A 15,922-nucleotide genomic window follows, 5' to 3' on the forward strand; every position below is an offset into this window, starting at 1 on the left:
ACGGAGATTCCGCGGTACCACCCTACTTGTCGCAATTTGCGACCGCTTGAGCGAGAGATAACGGTCTCGAACCGGCCTAAAGGCACGCTCTGAAAGTGTAATTCATCGTTTGGCATTGGCTAGTTCACAGCAACCACTAGCTTTCTGGACAAGAGGCCCACCGACTACTTCGCTTTCTTCATCGCGTCATGATATCGTTGACTATGCTATTCATTTTATAAGCATCGTTTTCAACTTGTCAACTCCCATAATGAAACTTGCACGAGACTTCGGTTTCAAGGTAAGGTGTAGGTTGAATTGTGCTATAATCGAATATATTACTGTCTAAAATAGTTTTACACCATATTAAGGAGGCTGTCATGCTGCAGAAGATTCGAGACTTATGGAATAATCCGACGTCCATGAAAACACGTCGCTATGCCAATGTGATCTATGATGTGTCGTGGAACGTCTTACTCCTCACCATCATTTCTGTTGTACTAATCGGATTTTTAGGTGCCGGAATCGGTGTCGGATATTTCGCATCCCTTGTCAAAGATATGCCGACCCCTGCCTATAAAACGATGACGTCACAAATCAATACGTATACGTCGACGTCGAATATTTATTTCGGGAGCGGTGAACGCATCGGGAACTATACGACCGATGAAGTCCGAGTTCCAATCCCTATGGAAAAAGTGTCACCCTATGTGGTCGATGCGCTTCTAGCGACTGAGGACGTTGAATTCTATGAACACGATGGAGTCGTGCCGAAAGCGACGCTTCGTGCCATCTTACAAGAAGCGACAGGGTCAGAGGATCGCACAGGTGGTTCGACCTTGACGCAACAATTGATTAAAAACCAAATGTTGACGAATGAAGTATCGTTCGAACGGAAAGCAAAAGAAATCCTACTTGCCCTTCGTCTTGAAAAAGCGATGGATAAAGATGAAATTTTAAATGCATACCTAAACGTCGTCTCATTCGGTCGTAACTCGATGGGGCGTAACATTTCAGGTATCGAAGCTGCTGCAAACGGCGTATTCAATACATCTGCCGAGAAATTAACGCTTCCACAAGCAGCATTTTTAGCAGGTATTCCGAAAAACCCATTCTTCTATACACCTTACTATCAAGGTGGGGTCATTAAAGAAGATGTGTCAGGTGCGGTCAACCGAATGAAGACCGTCTTGAACCGGATGTATGTCGCTGGAAAGATTACACAAGAAGAGTATGACGCAGCGTATAACTATGACATTACGCAAGACTTCATGAAGACGCAGTCGAAACCACGGGATAAATATCCGTACGTCGTGCAGTGGGCGGAAGATGAAGCTCGCTTGATTGTACGTGATCACTTATTGGCACAAGACGGGGTAGACGTCAGCGAACTGAACACCGAGGACCGACAAGAAGTACTCAGTACGTATGCTCGTCGTGCGCATAACGCCCTTCGTCAGGGTGGTTACAACATCAAGTTGACGCTAGATAAAGGGATTTATGAGGCAATGCAAAAACCAGCGAAAAACGATGGAAACTTTGGCCCAAACAATGTAAAAGACCCTGAAAATGGACCAGAACAAACATCGTCAATCATGCTTGAAAATAAAACCGGAAAAATTCTTGGTTTTGTTGGTGGACGCTATATAAATGGTAAGACAGATGATTTTAACCGCGCCCGCCAAATGGAGCGTCAGATCGGGTCAACCGCGAAGCCACTTCTTGTGTATGCGAATGCAATCGAACAAGACCTCATTACGACAGATACTGTGATTGTAGATGAAAAATACAACTATCAATATGGTTCTGAACCCGATACCATTCCCGTGCGGAACGAGGACTTAAAATACGCTGGTCCAATGACTGCACGTGAAGCATTGAAGCGTTCTCGTAACGTACCAGCAGTAAAAATTTATGAAGAACGTGCTAACTTTGTTCAAGATACTGAAAAACTAGTAAAAATGGGGATGAATGTTCCCGATGCCGATCGAACTGCTCCTTCTATGGCACTTGGAGTAAGTTCAGTTTCCTTATCATCTCTCGCATCAGGTTATGCTATGCTCGCAAACATGGGCGAACACGTTGAACCCTATATTGTCGAGAGCGTGGAGTATCAAGGTGAACCAATCTATCAACATCAAGAGAAGAAAACTCGAATCTATGAAGATCGGACAGCATATCTGATCATCGATATGCTCCGGGATGTCTACACATCTGGAACAGCCACATATGCCAACTCTTTACTACAAGTACCTGGAGATTGGATGGGGAAAACCGGTACAACCCAAGATCGTCGAGACTCCTATTTAGTTGGTTCTACCCCTGGCGTCACATTAGCTGTATGGACAGGCTATGATAAAGAAAATGGGTTAGATGACACAGGTAGATACGGACGTTATTATCAACGAACGCAAAATATGTGGTCTCAAATTGCTAATAATGTCTACGGTGTCAAACCTGAAATTTTTGCATCAAATGCCCGCTTCAATCAACCTTCTAGCGTAACTGCGAAAGACTTCAAAGACTCCGGTTCATTCTCTGAGAAGAAGAAAGTAGAAGAGAAAGAAAAAGAAGAGGAAGAGAAGAAGAAGGAAGAAGAAGAGAAGAAACGAGAGGCGGAGGAAGCGAAGGAAGAGGCTGAAGAGAAGAAACAAGAAGCCGCTGCCGATGCTGCCGCTAAGAAAAAAGAAGAAGAAGCTAGAGCAAAAGCTGAAGCCGAGGCAAAGAAAAAAGCCGAGGAAGAAGCGAAGAAGAAAGCTGAAGAAGAGGCGCAACAAGAAGCTGAGCAACCAGCTGAAGGGAATGCCGATTCGGACGGTGCATAAACAAACGGTCGACACATCGCGTGTCGACCGTTTTGTATATCTTAATCTTCCATCGTTGAGAGGTCACCTGTCTCCAGATTCAACTCCCAAGCTTTCAAGACGCGACGCATGATCTTACCGCTTCGCGTTTTCGGCAACTTGTCTTTGAATTCAATTTCACGTGGTGCCGCATGCGCAGCTAATCCTTCTTTGACGAATTGCTGGATTTCTTGTTTTAACTCATCTGACGGCTCATAGCCTTTCCGAAGCGCAATGAACGCTTTGATGATTTCGCCTCGGATTGGGTCCGGTTTCCCGATGACACCCGCCTCAGCGACAGCCGGGTGCTCCACGAGTCGGCTTTCGACTTCAAAAGGACCGACACGCTCTCCAGCCGTCATAATGACGTCATCCACACGTCCTTGGAACCAGAAGTATCCGTCTTCATCCATGTAAGCCGAGTCGCCCGATACGTACCAATCTCCCCAGAAATAGCTCTCATACTTCGCATCATTCTTCCAGATTTTCCGCATCATCGATGGCCAAGGCGTTTTGAGTGCCAAATTCCCCATTCGGTGTGGCGGAAGTGGTTGACCCCGATCATCCAAAATCGCAGCTTCGCATCCTGGGATCGGTTTCCCCATTGAACCAGGTTTGATGTCCATCGTCGGATAGTTACAAATCATCATCGCGCCCGTTTCTGTCATCCACCATGTGTCATGGATTCGGAGGTCGAACGCCTCGTGGCCCCAACGAATGACTTCAGGGTTCAACGGCTCACCGACCGATAAAATATGACGCAATGACGACAAGTCATACTTTTCAAACGCCTCATCTCCCGCGCCCATGAGCATGCGGAACGCCGTCGGCGCACTATACCAGACCGTCACACCGAATCGTTCGATGACCGAATACCAGAACTCAGGGTTGAATCGGCCCCCGACGATGACGTTCGTCGCCCCGTTCAAGAACGGTGCAAAAATCCCGTAGCTTGTCCCAGTTACCCAGCCTGGGTCAGCGGTGCACCAGTAAATATCGTCTGGCTGAAGGTCAAGCACCCATTTACCGGTCATCATATGTTGAATCATGGCGTTATGAACGTGAAGGACCCCTTTTGGCTTCCCTGTTGATCCCGATGTATAGTGTAAAATCAGACCGTCTTCTCGATCGACCCATGTTAACCCGAGTTCTGTCGTCGCCTCGTTCGCCAATTTCCGATAGTCGAGCACTTTCTCTGACTCTTCGACATCGTCACCGACGAGCAGAATCGTCTCGAGGTGCGGCAACTGATCGACCGGTACACGCGGCAACAATTCTTTCGTCGTCACGATCACTTTTGCTTCAGAGTCGAGCAATCGATCGTGTACCGCCTGTTCCATGAACGCCTCAAACAACGGTCCTACGATGGCACCGAGTTTGATGGCACCGAGTAAAATAAAATAAAGTTCTGGTTGACGTGGCATAAAGATAAAGACGCGGTCGCCTTTCTCCACACCAATCGACTTCAGAACATTTCCAGAACGATTACTTTCTTGCTTCATATCCGCATACGTGTAGCGCTCTTCCCGATCCCCATCGAAATAGAGCAATGCCACTTTCGTCGCCAATTCACTTTCCGCATGACGATCGATTGCTTCGTATGCCAAATTGACATTCCCCGTTAAGTTCCAAGAAAATAAAGCTTCTGCTTGTGTCCATTCAAACGACTGACAAGCCTCTTCATACGACGCTAATTGATGTTCCCCTGTTAACGCTTTCAATTTTTCCATCGCTAAAGATTCGCCTCCCCTGTACAGATTGGTATAACCACTTTCAGTATAGTGTTAAAATTATGACAAATCAATGAATTTCCAATTTCATCAAAACAGGATGATTCCTACTTGATGAAAGCGCTATAATAAGAGGTGGAAAAGGTGGTGACCCAATGAAAAAACAATATCATTCAAAAGTGTGGCAGACCTCACAAGGTGACGTCACGATTGACGGTCCGGTTGCGCCCAACGTGTTGCAGACGTATCGTCTTGATGAAGGATTGACGGCTTTTCGTGAACCAGAAGATCAGCACGAGGCTCTTGTCGATATTGCTGGGTTGAAAGAAGGAAGAATCATTGTCGCCAGACAGGATGATCTCGTGATCGGTTACGTGACATTCCTCTATCCTGACCCATATGAGCGGTGGAGTGAAGGAAACGACCCATACATTCTTGAACTTGGGGCAATCGAGGTGAGTCCCCGCTTCCGTGGTCAACGAATTGGAAAACAATTACTCGAAGTATCGATGATGGACCCACATATGGATGACTTTTTGATTTTAACGACTGAATATTATTGGCACTGGGATTTGAAAGGTAGCGGACTCTCGATTTGGGATTATCGAAAAGTCATGGAGAAGATGATGAATCACGGTGGACTTGTCTTCTTCCCGACAGACGATCCTGAAATCGCCTCTCACCCTGCCAACTGTTTGATGGCTCGCATCGGCAAAAACGTGCGCCAAGAATCCATTGACCATTTTGATTCGCTACGGCTTCGCCGGCGATTCATGTACGACTAAGGAGGGATTTCATGCTAATCGAACAGATGATGAATCGACATGTTGTGACGATTCAACCGACCAATACGATCGCTCATGCCGCCAAATTGATGCGCGAGCATCGTGTCCGACATTTGATTGTGACAAATCCGGCCCGCCAAGTCGTCGGGATCGTCGGACAATTTGAGATGAGTGGTGCGACGAGCGTCTTTCATCCCGAAAGTGAAAATGCAGACTTTCAAAACCCTGTATCGAGTATCATGCGTTCAGAGGTACCGACAGCGCATCCTTTCGACTTCTTTGAAGATGCCGCAGCTTTGTTTTATGAAAACCGGCTAACCTGTCTCCCCATCGTCGAACAAGGGAAGCTCGTCGGTGTATTGACAGAGACCGATTTATTACGCTATTTCGTACAATTGACCGGCGCACTCGAGCCGAGTTCGCAAATCGAGATCCTCGTCGAAAATACGACCGGGACACTTGAAAAAGTGACCCGCCTCCTTGCTAAAACAAACGTCAATATCATCAACGTCTTCGTTCATCCGACGAGCGATCCGTATAAACGCATCATCTCGTTCCGCGTCCAGACGATGAATCCGCTCCGAATCATCGAACGGTTGAAACGTGAAGGCTATGATGTCCTCGGTCCGGAGATGTCGCGATGAGACCGATTTACATATTTGGCGAAGACGAAACGTCTTATCGCTTTCATGAGGATCATCCGTTCAATCCGCTACGGCTGGAATTGACGACATCACTTTTGATTGCAGCCGGAAAACTTTCCAAATCGGAGTGTGTGGCTCCTCCACTCGCCTCGGTTGAAGAATTAGCGCTCGTTCACGACCTCGATTATATCGAAGCCGTCCAAGCTGCGGCTGCGGGAGAACTTTCTACGCTGAAAGCGAATAAGTTTGGTCTTGGTACGGAAGACACACCGATCTTTCCGACGATTCATGAGGGAGCCGCTCGTCTTGTCGGCGGGACGATTCATGCGCTCGATTTGGTCGCGAGCGGGAAAGCGGAGCGCGCTTTCCATGTCGGTGGCGGCTTACATCATGGTATGCGGCGCAAGGCATCCGGATTTTGTGTATACAATGACGCAGCCGTCGCGATTGCTCATGTCAGGAAACAATACGGGTCGCGCGTCCTTTATGTGGATACCGATGCGCATCATGGAGACGGCGTTCAATGGCTCTTCTATGACGATGATGACGTGATGACACTGTCGATTCATGAGACGGGACGCTATTTGTTCCCCGGCACCGGAATGGTGACAGAACGAGGGAACGGCAAAGGATACGGCTACAGTTGGAATGTACCGATCGATGCGTTCACGCAAGATGATTCTTTCTTGACGTGCTATGAGACTGTCTTGCGCGAGGCGTGCGAATGGTTTAAACCCGATATCATCTTGACCCAAAACGGTGCAGACGCCCATGTCTTTGATCCGCTCACCCATCTGGCATCAACGATACGGACGTTTGAACAAATCCCACAGATTGCCTCACGCCTGGCTGATGAATATACAGATGGCCGTCTCGTCGCCCTTGGTGGCGGCGGGTATGACTGGTATCGTGCCGTGCCACGCGCTTGGGCTCAAGTATGGGCAGGGTTGACGAGAGAAGCGCCCTATTCTGGGGATATCCCGCAAGAGTGGATTGAGCAATGGTCAAGTATCGCTGGTCAACCGTTGCCTACTCAGTGGGACGACTCTCTTTATGCGTTTGACCATATCCCACGGCGTCAACAAATCGAAGAAAAAAATTGGGAAGTCACGAAACGAGCCTTTTGGCCGTTTATTTCAAATGATCGAAAGTCAATATACCTATAAAAATAAGCCTCCCCATCCCTCACATGACGTGACGGATGGGGAGGCTTTTCGTTAGTCTTGGCGAAGCGAATCACGACGCTCAATCCGGTGAGGAAGCACGACGTTTTTCTCTTCGATTTCTTCTGCGTTCAAGATCTTTGTCAAGAGACGCATCGCGACGGCTCCGATATCGTACATCGGTTGAACGACAGTCGTCAACTTCGGACGAATCATCGTCGCGAGACGCGTGTTATCGTGACCGACGACTTCAAAGTCGTTCGGAACCGAGAAGCCGGCATCTTGAATGGCATGGATGACACCGAGGGCCATCTCATCAGTCCCAGCAAAGATTGCTTTCGGGCAATCGTCTCGCTGCAACATTTTTTGCATCGCTTCAAGACCTGATGCGTATGTGTAATTCCCGAGAATCATATCGTTGTCGTGGAATGGAAGACCTGCATCTTCAAGGGCGCGACGGTATCCCGCGAATTTTTTCTCACCATTAATCTGTTGCTCGAGTGGCCCAGTGATGAATCCAACACGGTCATGCCCGTGGTTGATCAACATCTGAGTCGCGTCATATGCCGCTTGCTCATAATCGATGTTGACGGCCGGGAGGTCATATCCTTGGTTCAACGTCGCTGCGAGAACGATTGGAACCGGTGATTTTTTGAACTCTTCGACGAGATCTTCATGCAAACGTCCACCCATAAAGATGATGCCATCCACTTGTTTACCTAAAAGTGTGTTCAGTAAATGGACTTCTTTGTCACGACTTGAATCCGAGTTTCCAAGGATGATGTTGTATTTGTACATCGTCGCCACATCTTCAATGCCTCGTGCCAAATCGGCGAAGAAAATATTTGAGATGTCCGGTACGATGACACCGACCGTCGTCGTTTTCTTACTTGCTAGTCCACGCGCGACTGCGTTCGGACGATACCCAAGACGGTCAATCGCGTCTTGTACTTTCTTGCGTGTCGTCGGTTTGACGTTCGGGTTCCCGTTGACGACACGAGAGACGGTTGCCATGGACACCCCGGCTTCTCGTGCGACATCGTAAATCGTTACGTTGTTACTATTCATAAACTACTCCTCCTACAAGTCCTGATTTTCAAAAAGTTTTCATAAAACGTCTTAAAAAAGGAAGACAGGTATCTGTCATCCATTTACCCTGTCTTCATGCGATATAAAACGTTTCCATTTGGAAAGCTTACTTTTTCAACAAATCAAGTTGGGGAAACTGGACCGTCAGTCCTTCCACAAATTGATCGAATTGATCGAAATCCAATTGTTGTTGCGCATCCGATAATGCAATGGCAGGATTCGGGTGTACTTCGACCATGACACCGTCTGCCCCGATGGCAAGCGCTGCTTTTGCAGCCGGTAACAACAAGTCACGACGACCTGTCGAATGGGTGACGTCTACCATAACCGGTAAATGCGTCTCTTGTTTCAAAATCGGCACCGCCGTGATGTCTAACGTATTGCGTGTCGCACGCTCATACGTCCGAATCCCTCGCTCGCACAAGATGACTTGGCTGTTCCCACTCGCCATGATGTACTCTGCCGCATAAATGAACTCTTCGATTGTAGCGGATAATCCACGCTTCAACAAGACCGGTTTGTCTGTCTTACCGACTTCCTTCAACAAATCAAAGTTTTGCATATTCCGAGCACCAACTTGAATGATATCGACATATGGCAAGGCCGACTCGACTGCTCCTGGCGTCATAATCTCCGTGATGACGCGTAAATCATGACGGTCTGCAGCCGCCTTCAGCATTTTCAACCCTTCAAAGCCTAAGCCTTGGAAGTCATACGGCGATGTACGTGGTTTGTATGCCCCGCCTCGCATCACTTTCACTCCAGACAACGCGAGCTTCTCTGCGACCGCGTTCACTTGTTCGAACGATTCGACGGCACATGGCCCCGCAATCAGCTGCGGACGTCCATTCCCAATCGTCACGTCCTTCACATGGACCAACGTATCTTCCGGTTGACGTTTACGCGAAACGAGTAACGTCTTATCCCGATCTTCGCCTTGTAGTTCAGCAGACGCTTTGAATACTTCTTTAAAAATATGTTGAAGACGTGACGTTTCGAACGGTCCTTGATTCGAAGCTGCGATGAAGTCGAGCATTTCTCGTTCCCGGACCGGGTCGTATCGTTCGACGCCTTGAAGACGTTTGATTTTTCCAATTTCGACGGCAAGTGCACCACGCCGACTTAGCAAGTCGAGCATTTCATGGTTCAATTCATCCATTTCTCGACGTAATCGATTCAATTGATCTTGTGGACTCATTCGTTTCCCTCACATTCTTAAGCCGTTCTTTCCAGAAACCTAATTATATCGAACTTTGTGCGCTTTGTCATAAGGAAACCTTCTACGTCACAAAATCACCAAAAAAGGACCGAACGCGTTCTGAACTGAAACCTAATTTAGGGAAAATTTAATAACGAATGCCTCAAATAGTGTGTGCGTTTTGATAGTTATCTAGATAACTAATATTTTTTCTACCATCAAACTATAAATATGAAATTTTAATTTGATGGTTCATAGACAATTTGTGTGTCTGTATCAATAACGTATCGTACATTCACAACTTCATTTAATGAGATTTCTTCAAAATTATAATTACTGCATAATATTGAACCTACTTCAAAAGCAGAATCTGTCACTTTTAAAATTGCTGCATAGATTTCTTTGAGTTCACTAAAAGTACATTCATTTCCCCTTAGTAGATATTGCTTATAGTATCCGTCAATTTCAATAATCATATATCCTCCTACAAACAAAAAATATTATAACCGTCTTTATACACTTTTCTCACGATTTTTTCTATCTTTCTCAATTTCGCCAATACTGAGTAGTCTTTAATTTCGTGTTTCATAGTGGAGTGATTTACGTTTCGAAACTCTCGTCTGAACGAATAGATTCATCATATCGATTCGATCACATTCAAAAACCCTGAATGAGCACTTTTTATCAAGTGACAATCATTCAGGGTTCAGTTCACGATCCTTCTACATTATTCTTCCTTCTTAAGGTCTTTCTTCAAATCATTGAGTTCTTCTTTCGACTCATCATCGAGCATCTCATTGACAGGTGCTTCGAGTGAATCGTCCGACTCAGATTCAAGTGATGAGTCCGTCGTCTCTTCTTCAGCCGCGCGGTCCATCTGTTCTTTCACTTCGGATTCCGCTTCCGCGACGAGTTGATCCGCTTTCTCCATCGCTTCTTCGATTGAGAGGTCATCCTCGTCCATCTGTTGTTTCAATTCGGCCGCTTCACGCGCCTTATCTTTCACGATATTGAGGACCGGTGCCGCTTTATCGCTCGCTACTTTAATCCACTCGCCGACGACTGGCTCTGCCTTCTCACGCATTTCCTTCGATTTGACAGTCAATCGTTCACGCGATGTAGATGTCTTTTCATCTAGGTATGTTCTTACTTCTCGTCCGCTTTTCGGTGATGTCAATAGTGCGACAGCCGCTCCGACGATCCCTCCAAGAATGACACCCGTCAAAAATCCACTACTTGATTGATTCTGTTCTGTTGGTTGTTTTTGGTCTGTCATGTGTGAGTTCCTCCCCGATGTATCGTTATTTGATCGTATCGTCCGTGTTAATCATGTCGGGCGATACAGGTGCTTCTTCTTTCTTTTCACGTCGCGTTCGACGACGTGGACGTTCTTTCGTAGTTGAAGATTCTGGTTTGTTTTTCTTGAACAATTCTACCGCGACCGATCCCCATCGAACCGCTTGAGCAATCTGTTCTTTGTTTTCATCCGCTGCCGAGTGGACAGAAGTTGAGACGGTACGGACCGATTCGGTTACCTCGTTCAGCGATGTACCTAATTCGTCGAGTGCATGAGCAACAGGTGCGAGCAACTCTGTTTTTTCTTCCACGTTGTCAACGAGACGGTTCGTCTTATGTAAGAGCGCCGTCACTTCCATTGTGATTCCGTCGAGCTGGCGTTCTAAGTTTTCTGTCGTATTGGCGACGCTACCGAGTGTACGGTTTACATTCGATAAGACACGTGCCAAGAAGATGACGAGTACGACAAACGCGAGGGCCGCAATCAGGCCGGCGATGCCTCCTAATGTGATCTCCATTCAATCCATTCCTCCTATTCAATCGTTTCTTGTTTCATTATAGCACCATTATGACTGAAAAGATTTGCTACAACCGTTTTCGCCATTCGGTCTGATTATTCCTTTACCCGTTTTTATGTTTTCGATTACACTAAAATAGAAATTCATAAAAAAAATTAGGGGTGGTCGTGTGAGAGATCCAAGAATTACACAATTAGCAGACGGTTTAATCAATTATTCCGTCAAGTTACAACCGGGGGAAAAAGTACTGATTGAGAATTTTGGCGTAGAGGAATCGCTCGTCGAGGCACTCGTCGAAAAAGCATATGAGGCCGGCGGACACCCATTCGTCTTGTTGAAAGAAAGCCGCATCTTACGCAAATTGTATACGGGAGCAAGTCGTGAGCAACTCGAACTCATGGCTGACATCGAACGGAAACAGATGCAGGCAATGGATGCGTACATCGGCTTACGTGCCGGTGATAACATCAACGAACTCTCTGATGTGCCGAGTGAGCAACAAAAACTCGTCGGTGCCACGCTCGGTAAAATGCACACGGAAGACCGTGTCAAAGGGACGAAATGGGTCGTACTTCGCTACCCTTCTCCATCAATGGCACAATTGGCAGGTAAATCAACAGAAGCGTTCGAAGACTTCTACTTCAATGTATGTACACTCGACTACGGCAAAATGGACCGTGCAATGGACGGATTGGTCGAATTGATGAACAAGACGGACCGCGTCACATTGAAAGGACCAGGAACGGACCTCTCGTTCTCTATTAAAGATATTCCGGCAATCAAGTGCTCTGGTCAAATGAACATTCCAGACGGTGAAGTGTTTACGGCACCGGTAAAAGATTCGGTCAATGGTGTGATCACGTACAACACTCCATCTCCATACCAAGGATTCACGTTCGAGAATGTGAAATTGACGTTCAAAGACGGCAAAATCGTGGACGCGACGGCCAATGATACAGAACGAATCAATGAAGTGTTCAATACAGATGAAGGAGCTCGTTACGTCGGTGAGTTCGCAATCGGTGTGAACCCATACATTCAACATCCGATGAAAGATATCCTCTTCGATGAGAAAATTGACGGCAGCTTCCACTTCACGCCAGGTCAAGCGTATGACGATGCCTATAATGGCAATAACTCGTCAGTTCACTGGGACCTCGTCAACATCCAACGCCCGGATTATGGCGGTGGTGAGATCTGGTTCGATGATGTCCTCATTCGTAAAGACGGACGTTTCGTCATCGATGCGTTGCTTCCACTCAATCCGGAAAACTTGAAATAATATAAAAATGGTGCGCCTTCGTCAGGCGCACCATTTTGGTGGTTACAATTTTGTTTTTTTACCGAGTGCGGCAGACATCATCCAAATCTCTTTTTCGAGTCGCTCGATATGAGAGACGAACGTATCTTCAATCGCTTCATCCCCGTCTTCAAAGTTTTCCATCGCATCTTGCATCTCTTGGCGAATTTGTTTGAAGTCGTTGATGATATCTTTAATCATCTGATCCGTCTCCGCATGACGATCTCCTTCTGTCAGCGTCGAGTGCTCCAAATACTCTTTCATCGTCGCAAACGGTTCACCGTCATTCATAAGAAGTCTTTCCGCTACGTCATCGTAGAGTTCCGCGACTAAGTTATACAGCTCTTCGAGTTTCTCATGATACGTAAAGAAGTGAGGACCGCTAATGTACCAATGATAATTATGCAGTTTCACAAACAGTAACCCATAGTTTGCGACTTCCTTGTTTAACGTATTGAGTGCACCTTGACTAGCCATTCCAAACATCTCCTTTGTCATATTCATCGATACTACTATTACCGAGATTTTGGTTGGCTAAACATAAAAAAGGAGAGACATTCGTCCCTCCCCCGTCTTATGCTTCAAGTTTTACGATTTCTTCATATTCGCGTTGGTACGTTTGGATGTCACCCGCACCCATGAACAAAAGTACTGCCTTGTCATGGTTGCGTAAGACGCTCGTACCACCACGTTTCAAAATATGCGCACCGTCGATGCGTGATTGAAGGTCCTCGATTGTGACAGTCCCTTCTTGTTCACGGGCTGAACCGAAGATATCACAAAGATAGACCGTATCTGCTTCAGCCAATGCTGTTGCAAAGTCATCCATGAATGATTTAAGACGTGTGTACGTATGTGGTTGGAAAATCGCAACGACTTCCCGTTCTCCATACTTCTTCCGAGCCGCTTCGACCGTTGCACTAATCTCACGTGGGTGGTGTGCATAATCGTCAACGAGTACTTGATTGTTAAGCGTTGATTCACTAAAACGACGCTTCACCCCGTTGAATGATGCAAGACGCTCTTTCACCAACTCTTTAGGCAAGTTCTCGTAATCACATGTAGCGATAACAGCAAGAGCGTTCAACACGCTATGGTCGCCGTATCCAGGAATGCGGAACGTTCCATAGAAATCATCACGTAAAAAGACATCGAACGTCGTTCCGTTTTCTGTCGACGTAACGTTTTCCGCACGGAAATCATTATGCGTCCCAAACCCGTAATAGACGAGTGGTACGTTCGCTTGAATATGCTGAAGATTCTCATCATCACCACAGGCAATGATTCCTTTCTTCACTTGCTTCGCCATCTCCTGGAATGCATCGATGACATCGTCTAAACCAGAGAAGTAATCCGAATGGTCAAAGTCGATATTTGTCATGATGGCATAGTCTGGACGGTAATATAAGAAGTGACGCTTATATTCGCAAGCCTCGAAGACAAAGTTCTTCGAATCGGCAACACCTTCACCTGTTCCATCACCAATCAAGAATGATGTCGGTTCGATTCCACGCATGACGTGTGCAAGCAAACCTGTAGTCGATGTTTTACCGTGTGACCCTGTGATGGCGACACTTGTGTAATGATTCGCGAGCTCACCTAAAAACTCGTAGTACTTATAAATCGTCAATCCGAGTTCACGCGCGCGTACGATTTCTGGATGATCGTCGCTGAACGCATTTCCTTGTACGACGATTTGATCTTCAGAAATATTTTCAGGGTCGAATGGCAAAATTTCAATCCCTTTTCGTTTCAATGCTTCTTCTGTAAAAAATGCTTTTTCAACGTCCGATCCACGGACCTCATTATTCATATCAAATAAAATTTGAGCTAAAGGACTCATGCCCGTTCCTTTAATTCCGACGAAGTGATAACGGTTCATCTGTAAATAGCCCCCCTAATTCATTGCGGCTCGTCAAAATGCGACAAACCTTTGTCATTATAGCAAAACTCACTGAGTCGTGCTATTACAGATTATTGTTTTTTTGCGCAAGTCGTCGGCTACGATACATCGCCATGCGATCTTTTGGCGTCATCATCACGTTTACAGGCGGTTGGTCGGCTTTAAACGAAACTTGAACAGCCGGTGTCAATTCGGTATCAGCCGGTAATTCTTCTTGTTCAGATGGCGTTTGTAATTTTTCTGCAATCTGCTCAATCGATTCCCCGATTTGTTCCACAGAACCGTCGATGTCTAAACTTTCGTCTGGCGTTGCACTTTGCTGAACTTCCACGACCTCTTCTTTTTTCGAGCGGGATAAATCCGTCGATTGCATAAAGACAGACGAGAAACCGTTATCTAAAATCGAAACCTGACCGAGAATCGATTTTTCTTCTTCGGTTGTTTCCCCGGAAATGTCTTCAACATGTTCTGCGTCTATTTCAGGACTAATCGCATTAGTGGTCTCTTCATCTTGAAGTGACTCTTCTGGCAGAACCACTTCAGATGCTGTGCTCATTTCGAGCGGTTCTCTCGTTTCAGGAGAATGCTCGACCGGTAGAACAATCTTCGGTTTCGGACGGGCATATCCATAAATCGGTGAAGGAACATCAGTCGGAATGAATTCATCGGTGATATCTACCTTCGGAGGTGGTGAGACTGGCTTTCCTTCTCTCGACAGCTCTCGTTTGATTCGATCTGCTTGTTGTTTCAATGAACGTTCATATGCATCCATACTTGATTCCTCGCTTTTTCACTCAATCCATATTTAACAAAAAATCGGTCGAGTTTAGCGACCGATTTCAAATGCTGTACCTACTTCATATTCGTTATCTAATACTAAAATCCCTTTTTCTTGCGGGGCATTTGGAAGATTTAATTCACGCGCCGAGCAAATCATGCCATGCGAGCTCTCTCCGCGAAGTGCCGATGGTCGAATAATCAAACCGGTCGGCATGACCGCTCCTGGTTTGGCTACGACTACCTTTTGGCCAGTCGCGACGTTTGGTGCGCCACATACGATTTGCACAGTGCCTTGGTCGATTTGAACTTGGCAAACGGATAATTTATCCGCATCCGGATGTTTTTCCGCACTTTCCACATAACCGACGACAAACTTCGGTGTCACATCTACCCATGAGAAGTCTTCGTCAATTCCATGTTCCTTCAAGACAGCTTGTACCTGTTCAACCAATTCCGTCGTCAAATCAACCGGACCGTTCCAACCTGTGACGTCAAAATGCTCACTTGCTTGAAACAAATTATATCCGTTAACGGCTCCGTCTTCAGATTTGACGATGGCAACGTCACCTGTTCGTTCTACAGATTGATGGTGACGTTCTCCCTCTTTCAATAACACCATGAGTACATCGCCGATTCCTTCTCGGTTGTAAAATACATTCATTTGCATACGTTCCTACGTCCCTTCTTTCAAACT

The 15,922-nt window shown here is 46.4% G+C and carries 15 protein-coding genes and 1 other annotated feature; of the genes, 5 read left to right on the forward strand and 10 right to left on the reverse strand.

The features are described 5' to 3' along the window. Positions 1 to 191 (reverse strand) — a binding site (T-box leader). This feature is flagged as partial in the annotation. Positions 192 to 359: 168 nt separating this feature from the next. After that, a complete protein-coding gene (locus ON063_RS05240; protein WP_274664465.1) occupies positions 360 to 2,804 on the forward strand; it encodes a transglycosylase domain-containing protein in 2,445 nt (814 codons plus the stop codon). A 41-nt stretch (positions 2,805 to 2,845) separates the two neighbouring features. Here ON063_RS05240 and acsA read toward each other — a convergent pair whose 3' ends face one another. Then, on the reverse strand, positions 2,846 to 4,552 hold the full coding sequence (gene acsA / locus ON063_RS05245) for an acetate--CoA ligase (protein WP_274664466.1): 1,707 nt from the start codon (positions 4,550 to 4,552) through the stop codon (positions 2,846 to 2,848). A gap of 155 nt (positions 4,553 to 4,707) precedes the next feature. Here acsA and ON063_RS05250 point away from each other — a divergent pair, with 155 nt between their 5' ends. The 3 genes from ON063_RS05250 to ON063_RS05260 are packed head-to-tail and all read left to right on the forward strand — an operon-like array spanning position 4,708 to position 7,147. Next, on the forward strand, positions 4,708 to 5,337 hold the full coding sequence (locus tag ON063_RS05250) for a GNAT family N-acetyltransferase (protein WP_274664467.1): 630 nt from the start codon (positions 4,708 to 4,710) through the stop codon (positions 5,335 to 5,337). A gap of 11 nt (positions 5,338 to 5,348) precedes the next feature. Beyond that, positions 5,349 to 5,981, forward strand: coding sequence for an acetoin utilization AcuB family protein (locus tag ON063_RS05255; RefSeq protein ID WP_012726747.1), 633 nt, complete (start codon positions 5,349 to 5,351; stop codon positions 5,979 to 5,981). Further along, on the forward strand, positions 5,978 to 7,147 hold the full coding sequence (locus tag ON063_RS05260; RefSeq protein WP_274664468.1) for an acetoin utilization protein AcuC: 1,170 nt from the start codon (positions 5,978 to 5,980) through the stop codon (positions 7,145 to 7,147). Before ON063_RS05255 ends, ON063_RS05260 begins: the two co-directional genes overlap by 4 nt. 51 nt (positions 7,148 to 7,198) lie before the next feature. Here the strand turns inward: ON063_RS05260 and ccpA are convergent, their stop codons facing one another. The 5 genes from ccpA to ON063_RS05285 all read right to left on the reverse strand — a co-directional run bounded on the left by ccpA (position 7,199) and on the right by ON063_RS05285 (position 11,245). Further along, positions 7,199 to 8,212: a catabolite control protein A gene (gene ccpA, locus ON063_RS05265; protein ID WP_214746416.1), complete on the reverse strand. Its 1,014-nt coding sequence runs from the start codon at positions 8,210 to 8,212 to the stop codon at positions 7,199 to 7,201. Between the two features lie 127 nt (positions 8,213 to 8,339). Further along, positions 8,340 to 9,431 carry a bifunctional 3-deoxy-7-phosphoheptulonate synthase/chorismate mutase gene (locus ON063_RS05270; RefSeq protein WP_274664469.1) on the reverse strand — a complete coding sequence of 364 codons (1,092 nt, stop codon included), beginning with the start codon at positions 9,429 to 9,431 and terminating at the stop codon, positions 8,340 to 8,342. Between the two features lie 239 nt (positions 9,432 to 9,670). Continuing rightward, positions 9,671 to 9,907: a hypothetical protein gene (locus tag ON063_RS05275; protein ID WP_274664470.1), complete on the reverse strand. Its 237-nt coding sequence runs from the start codon at positions 9,905 to 9,907 to the stop codon at positions 9,671 to 9,673. A gap of 251 nt (positions 9,908 to 10,158) precedes the next feature. Next, positions 10,159 to 10,707, reverse strand: coding sequence for a YtxH domain-containing protein (locus ON063_RS05280; protein ID WP_214746413.1), 549 nt, complete (start codon positions 10,705 to 10,707; stop codon positions 10,159 to 10,161). A gap of 25 nt (positions 10,708 to 10,732) precedes the next feature. Then, entirely contained in the window at positions 10,733 to 11,245 is a 513-nt protein-coding gene (locus ON063_RS05285) for a DUF948 domain-containing protein (RefSeq protein ID WP_214782151.1), read from the reverse strand. Positions 11,246 to 11,414: 169 nt separating this feature from the next. On the opposite strand from ON063_RS05285, the gene ON063_RS05290 reads away from it, so the two are divergent. Continuing rightward, positions 11,415 to 12,527 (forward strand): aminopeptidase, encoded by a 1,113-nt coding sequence (locus ON063_RS05290; RefSeq protein ID WP_214746407.1) that lies wholly within the window; start codon positions 11,415 to 11,417, stop codon positions 12,525 to 12,527. Positions 12,528 to 12,569: 42 nt separating this feature from the next. Here the strand turns inward: ON063_RS05290 and ON063_RS05295 are convergent, their stop codons facing one another. The 4 genes from ON063_RS05295 to ytpR form a co-directional block, all read right to left on the reverse strand. Continuing rightward, on the reverse strand, positions 12,570 to 13,022 hold the full coding sequence (locus ON063_RS05295; protein ID WP_214693309.1) for a Dps family protein: 453 nt from the start codon (positions 13,020 to 13,022) through the stop codon (positions 12,570 to 12,572). Positions 13,023 to 13,119: 97 nt separating this feature from the next. Further along, positions 13,120 to 14,427, reverse strand: coding sequence for a UDP-N-acetylmuramate--L-alanine ligase (gene murC, locus ON063_RS05300; RefSeq protein ID WP_214746404.1), 1,308 nt, complete (start codon positions 14,425 to 14,427; stop codon positions 13,120 to 13,122). Positions 14,428 to 14,512: 85 nt separating this feature from the next. After that, a complete protein-coding gene (locus tag ON063_RS05305) occupies positions 14,513 to 15,220 on the reverse strand; it encodes a hypothetical protein (RefSeq protein WP_274664471.1) in 708 nt (235 codons plus the stop codon). Between the two features lie 54 nt (positions 15,221 to 15,274). Further along, positions 15,275 to 15,889: a YtpR family tRNA-binding protein gene (gene ytpR, locus ON063_RS05310; protein ID WP_274664489.1), complete on the reverse strand. Its 615-nt coding sequence runs from the start codon at positions 15,887 to 15,889 to the stop codon at positions 15,275 to 15,277. Positions 15,890 to 15,922 lie beyond the last annotated feature (33 nt).

The organism is Exiguobacterium sp. B2(2022) (assembly GCF_028823655.1).
GTDB lineage: Bacteria > Bacillota > Bacilli > Exiguobacteriales > Exiguobacteriaceae > Exiguobacterium > Exiguobacterium aestuarii_A.

Bases quoted from the DNA above. Each gene is read 5' to 3' on its own strand.
- murC (WP_214746404.1), bottom strand. From the start codon at position 14,427: ATGAACCGTTATCACTTCGTCGGAATTAAAGGAACGGGCATGAGTCCT.
- ON063_RS05285 (WP_214782151.1), bottom strand. From the start codon at position 11,245: ATGGAGATCACATTAGGAGGCATCGCCGGCCTGATTGCGGCCCTCGCG.
- ON063_RS05295 (WP_214693309.1), bottom strand. From the start codon at position 13,022: ATGGCTAGTCAAGGTGCACTCAATACGTTAAACAAGGAAGTCGCAAAC.
- ytpR (WP_274664489.1), bottom strand. From the start codon at position 15,889: ATGAATGTATTTTACAACCGAGAAGGAATCGGCGATGTACTCATGGTG.
- ON063_RS05255 (WP_012726747.1), top strand. From the start codon at position 5,349: ATGCTAATCGAACAGATGATGAATCGACATGTTGTGACGATTCAACCG.
- ON063_RS05275 (WP_274664470.1), bottom strand. From the start codon at position 9,907: ATGATTATTGAAATTGACGGATACTATAAGCAATATCTACTAAGGGGA.
- ccpA (WP_214746416.1), bottom strand. From the start codon at position 8,212: ATGAATAGTAACAACGTAACGATTTACGATGTCGCACGAGAAGCCGGG.
- ON063_RS05260 (WP_274664468.1), top strand. From the start codon at position 5,978: ATGAGACCGATTTACATATTTGGCGAAGACGAAACGTCTTATCGCTTT.
- acsA (WP_274664466.1), bottom strand. From the start codon at position 4,552: ATGGAAAAATTGAAAGCGTTAACAGGGGAACATCAATTAGCGTCGTAT.
- ON063_RS05270 (WP_274664469.1), bottom strand. From the start codon at position 9,431: ATGAGTCCACAAGATCAATTGAATCGATTACGTCGAGAAATGGATGAA.
- ON063_RS05240 (WP_274664465.1), top strand. From the start codon at position 360: ATGCTGCAGAAGATTCGAGACTTATGGAATAATCCGACGTCCATGAAA.
- ON063_RS05280 (WP_214746413.1), bottom strand. From the start codon at position 10,707: ATGACAGACCAAAAACAACCAACAGAACAGAATCAATCAAGTAGTGGA.
- ON063_RS05305 (WP_274664471.1), bottom strand. From the start codon at position 15,220: ATGGATGCATATGAACGTTCATTGAAACAACAAGCAGATCGAATCAAA.
- ON063_RS05250 (WP_274664467.1), top strand. From the start codon at position 4,708: ATGAAAAAACAATATCATTCAAAAGTGTGGCAGACCTCACAAGGTGAC.